The following is a 4,782-nucleotide window of genomic DNA, read 5'->3' on the forward strand; positions in this document are numbered from 1 at the left end:
CCCCAGGACCGCCTCGACCTCACCAGGCTCGACCCGGTGACCCCGGATCGTGACCTGCTCGTCCAGCCGGCCGAGGAAGTCCAGCCTGCCGTCCGGTCGCCGCTGCACCCGGTCACCGGTGCGGTACCACCGCATACCCTCGCGCTCGACGAAGACCTCAGCGCTCAGCGCGGGCTCGCCCAGGTAGCCCGCGCTCACCCCCGGCCCCGCGAGCCACAGCTCCCCGATCTGATCCCCGCAGGAGGCGCCGTCGGGGCCGACCACGTCAACGACGGTCTGCGCCGCAGGCACGCCGATCGGCATCCGCTCGACGTCGTCCCCGGGTCGGGACTCGATGACGTCGTAGGTCGCGTTGATGGTGGCCTCGGTTGGCCCGTAGAGGTTGGCGATCGGCGCACCCGGGCCCACCAGGTCGAACCACCGCCGCACGAGGGCCGGCGACAGGGCCTCGCCGCCCACGTGCACCCTCCGCAGGCAGGTCAGTCCGGCCCTGGCCCTGGGACCCCGCCGTTCGGCCGCCTGCAGCAGCTGCGCCCACAGGGTGGGAACCGAGCTCCAGACGCTCACCCGCTGCTCCTGCACGAGCGTCAGCAGCGCCTGCGGGTCGCGCAGCACCTCTCGCTGCACCGGCACGATGCAGGCTCCCACCAGCAGCGGGGCGAGCAGCTGGCGCACCGAGGCGTCGAAGCAGATGGGGGCGGTCGCCGCCATCCGGTCGGTCTGCGCGTAGCCGAATGTCGGGACCGCCCAGTCCAGGTATGCCGTGAGCGCCCGGTGCGTCACCGGCACGCCTTTGGGACGCCCGGTGCTGCCGGAGGTGAAGATCACGTAGGCCAGGTCGTCCGGTCCCGCCGTGGGCGCAATCTCGTCCTCAGCGGACTCACCCGGGGTTTGGTCGTCGTACTGCTCGAGGTCGACCACCTCGAGGTCACCGAGCCTCGCGGCGGTCTGCCGGGTGGCGGCGTGGCAGACGACCGCGGTGGCGCCGGCCCGAGTCACCTGGTCGGCCAGCCGGCCCGGCGGATGCGTGGAGTCGAGCGGCACCCATGCCGAGCCTGCCCGCAGGATGCCCAGCAGGCCCACGACGGTGTCTTCCCCCGGTGAGGTGAGCAGCACCACCCGCTCGTGCCGCGGCATACCGAGACGAAACAGCCGGCCGGCCACCCGGGCGGAGGCCCGGTCGAGCTCGCCGTAGCTCAGTCCGGAGCCGGCGGCGTCGACCGCCACTGCGTCGGGGGTACGCCGGCACTGCTCGAGGATCCGCTGCGCCAGCGGACGCGGGGTCGCTTCCGGCTGGGCCACGGCCTCCAGCTCGGCCTCCAGCTCGGCGGCGAACCTCTCGATGGTCGCTGGGGTGAAGAGTCGAGCGGGATGGTTCCAGGAGAAGTGCAGCACCCCGTCGAACTCCCAGCACAGCAGTCCCAGCCGGGTGGCCGCCGACGCCGTGCGCGCGGCGGTCGCCACGACCCGCACCGGCCCCGCGTCGACGTCGCCCACCGGGAACCGGGCGAAGCTGAAGCTCGCGACGCCGGCCGTCCGCGGACCCTCGCGATCCGCCGGGAGGAGGCGGGCCAGGTCCAGGCTCGTCACACTGCCGTGCCGCTCGCACTCCAGCCAGCCCTCGCGCACCCGTCGAGCAAGGTCGGCCACCGGTGTGCCCGGTGCCGCGGTCACCGTGAGCGGGAGGGTGTCGGCGAAGGGCCCGATCACACCGCCCAGGTCGGGCAGGCGGGCACCGCGGCCTGCGCGGGCCACGTCGACGGTGACCTCCGCGGTGCCGGTCCTGTTCGCCAGCCGGCGCAGGTATGCGGCGAGCACCAGGTGGAACAGCGAGACCCCCAGTCCGGCCGCCCGCTCCGTCAGCTCGCGGGTGAGCTGCTCGGTCAACGTGAACTGCCGAGCGGCCAGCGGGGCGCCCGGCAGGAAATCGACCTCTCCGGGCCTGGACAGGCGGGCCAGCCGTCCCACCCAGAAGTCTCGGTCCGCCTCGAAGGTCGCCGACGCGCGCAGCGCCTGGGTGGCTCCGACCTGGTCGCGGAAGGTCGTCGTCAGCGCGGGCAGATCGGGTTCGACCCCTCGGTGCAAGGCACCGTAGATCGACCACAGCTCGCGGCTGAGGACGCTCAGGCTGGCCCCGTCACCCGCGGCGTGGTGCAGCACCAGCACCAGGGACGTCGCTCCGGGATCCATCCGGGCCAGCACGGCGCGGACCGGGGGGTCGTCGGCGGGGGCGAAGACCCGGTTGCACAGCTCGTCCTCGATCTTGTGCGCCGGCACGACGCCCTCGATGACCCGGAACCAGGACGGCCAGGGCGACCCCGACGGCGGCAGCACCTCCTGCCGGGGCTCGCCGGCAAGGCCGCGGATGCGCACCCGCAGCATCGGGTGTCGCCGCTCCAGCAGGGCCCAGGGTTCGGCCCAGCAGGTCTGGGTCGACGTGACCGGTCAGGTCCATCCGCAGGCACGCGTAGGCGGGCACATCGGGGTGCAGCCGGCCCAGGATGTGGAACGCCAGCTGGACCGGGGTGAGTGCGAAGCTTGCCCCGACCTCGTCCGCAACGTGATGCGACGGTCCCGCAGTGCGCGGCTCGGTCGCCGACCCGCCCTCGAGGTATGCCGTCAGCCGGCTGATCGAGGGGTGCTCGAAGAGCAGCGTGGTCGGTAGGTCCCGGCCCAGCTCGCTCTCGAGCCGCTTGACCAGGTCAACCGCCGTGAGGGAGTCCAGACCCATGGCCAGGAACGACGTCTCGGGGTCGACGTCTCGAGGCGTCAGGCCGAGCTCGCCGGCGATCATCGCCGTCAGCAGACCGCGCACCCCAAGCCCTGCGGGTGTCTCCTGGGATGCTCGGGGCAGCAGGGCCGTCGGCTCAGTGCGATCGACGAAGACGTCCGGGGCAGGCGGAACGTCGGCCGGGGCAGGCGGCGGGTCGCCCGGGGCAGGCGGAACGTCGGCCGGGTCCAGGACGACCAGCTGCGACTCAACGATGCGCGTGGCGTCCAGCACGGCCTGCACCGCGGCCTCGGCCGTCAGCTGCGGCACCCGTCCCCGCTGCGCCAGGGTCCGGAAGCCCACCGAGTCGGCCATCCCGGTCCCGGCCCAGGCCGCGAGGTCCAGAGCCTGCATCGGGCGACCGGCGTGAGCCTCGGCGTGCGCGAGGGCGTCGAGGTAGGCGTTGGCCGCGGCATACGACGCCAGACCCCCGCTCAGCTCGGGGAGCACCGTGGCGATCGAGGAGAAGGTGACGAAGAGGTCCGGCCGGCGGCCGTGCGCCTCCAGAGCGCGGGCGAGCACCTGCGTGCCGCGCACCTTGGGCGCCAGGACGGCCTCGACGTCGGAGACCGACTGGGTGCACAGCCGGCCGGCAGAGACCAGCCCCGCGGCGTGGAAGACCCCGGCGAGCTGCGGCATACCCGCCACCAGCGCCTCGACGTCGGCCTCGACCGAGGCGTCCGCTGCGACGTAGCGGGGGTGTGCGCCCAGACCCGCGAGCTCCTCGATCAGGTCGGGCGGCGGGGCCGCGGAGCGGCCGACCAGGATCAGCTCCGGCCGGCCCTGCACGGCCAGCGCGCGAGCCAGGGCCCTCCCGACGCCTCCGGTGCCGCCGGTGATCAGATAGCTCCCGTCGGCGGGCAGCCCCGCCCGGGTGGGGGGCAGCGCGATCACCGCCTCGATCGTCCGACCCAGGCGCTGGCCACCACGCCACGCCACCGACTCCGCGGGACCCGCGGCGGGTGGGGCGTCGAGCTCCCGCAGCAGGCACTCCACGCGCTCCGCCGCGTCGTCGAGCGAGGACAGGTCCACGACCCGCACGGACTGCCCAGGCTGCTCCTGCGGCAGCGCGCTCAGCAGGCCGGCGACCACCGCCTGGTCGGGCCGGGGCTGCTCCTGGCCGACTCCGGTCACCAGCACGTCGTGCGTCACGACGAGCAGCGGCGTGGGGCGCTGGGCCAGGTGCCGAGCCACCTCCAGGACACCGCCCACGGCATCCGAGGTGTCCTTGTCGAGGTCGGCGACCAGCACCAGCACCGAGGCGTCGGGTCGCTCGCCCAGACGACCCGGGGTGACTCGGTGCGCCGGGACACCGCGCCGGGCCAGCCGGGTGAGCAGACCCTCGAGCACGCGACCGTCGCCGTCCTCGCCGCCGACCAGGCACGCCGAGCGCAGCACCTGCCCGGCAGGCAGTGGGGTCTGCGACCAGGTGACCCGGTGCAGCAGGGGTGAGCGCCGGTGCGCACTCGCGGGGACGTGCCGCTCGCCGCCGGGGTCCGGCAGCCAGTGCCGACGCCGTTGATAGGGGTAGGTCGGCACGTCGACGCGGGGGCGGGTGCCGTCGTCGTCGGGTCGGCTCAGCGGCACCCCGCGCTCCCACAGCCGGCCGACGGTTCGCAGCAGCGAGATGTCGCCGCGGGCCCCGTTACCCAGGCTCGCGAGCGCCAGCACGCCGTCGTGGCCGCGGCTGATCGACCGCACCAGAGCGGTGAGGGTCGACCCGGGCCCGATCTCGACGAAGGTGTCGTAGCCGTCCTGCAGCAGCCGCTGCACGGCCGGGCCGAAGCAGACCGGCCGGCGGGCGTGCTCGACCAGGTATGCCGGGTCCAGCTCCGGTGACCAGGCACCGGTGACGCTGCTCAGCAGCGGGACGTCCGGGACCCGGGGCGCGAGGTCGGCGGTCGCCGCCTCGCGCAGCCCGGGCAGCGCAGTGTCCCCCATCGCCAAGTGGAACGCGCGGGAGACTTCCAGACGGCGGCACCGGCAACCGCGCCGGGTCAGCTCGGCCACAG

1 protein-coding gene and 1 pseudogene are annotated in these 4,782 nt (G+C 74.3%); both read right to left on the bottom strand.

The window, feature by feature from the left end; genetic code table 11:
• Nucleotides 1-2,382: non-ribosomal peptide synthetase (locus ACR2FV_RS13905; protein ID WP_434016293.1), on the bottom strand; the 2,382-nt coding region annotated here is incomplete at its 3' end.
• Between the two features lie 286 nt (nt 2,383-2,668).
• Nucleotides 2,669-4,780: pseudogene (locus tag ACR2FV_RS13910) on the bottom strand (SDR family NAD(P)-dependent oxidoreductase); the annotation flags it as partial.
• Between the last annotated feature and the right edge of the window lie 2 nt (nt 4,781-4,782).

This window comes from Ornithinimicrobium sp. (genome assembly GCF_051004135.1).
In the GTDB taxonomy this organism is placed as follows: domain Bacteria; phylum Actinomycetota; class Actinomycetes; order Actinomycetales; family Dermatophilaceae; genus Ornithinicoccus.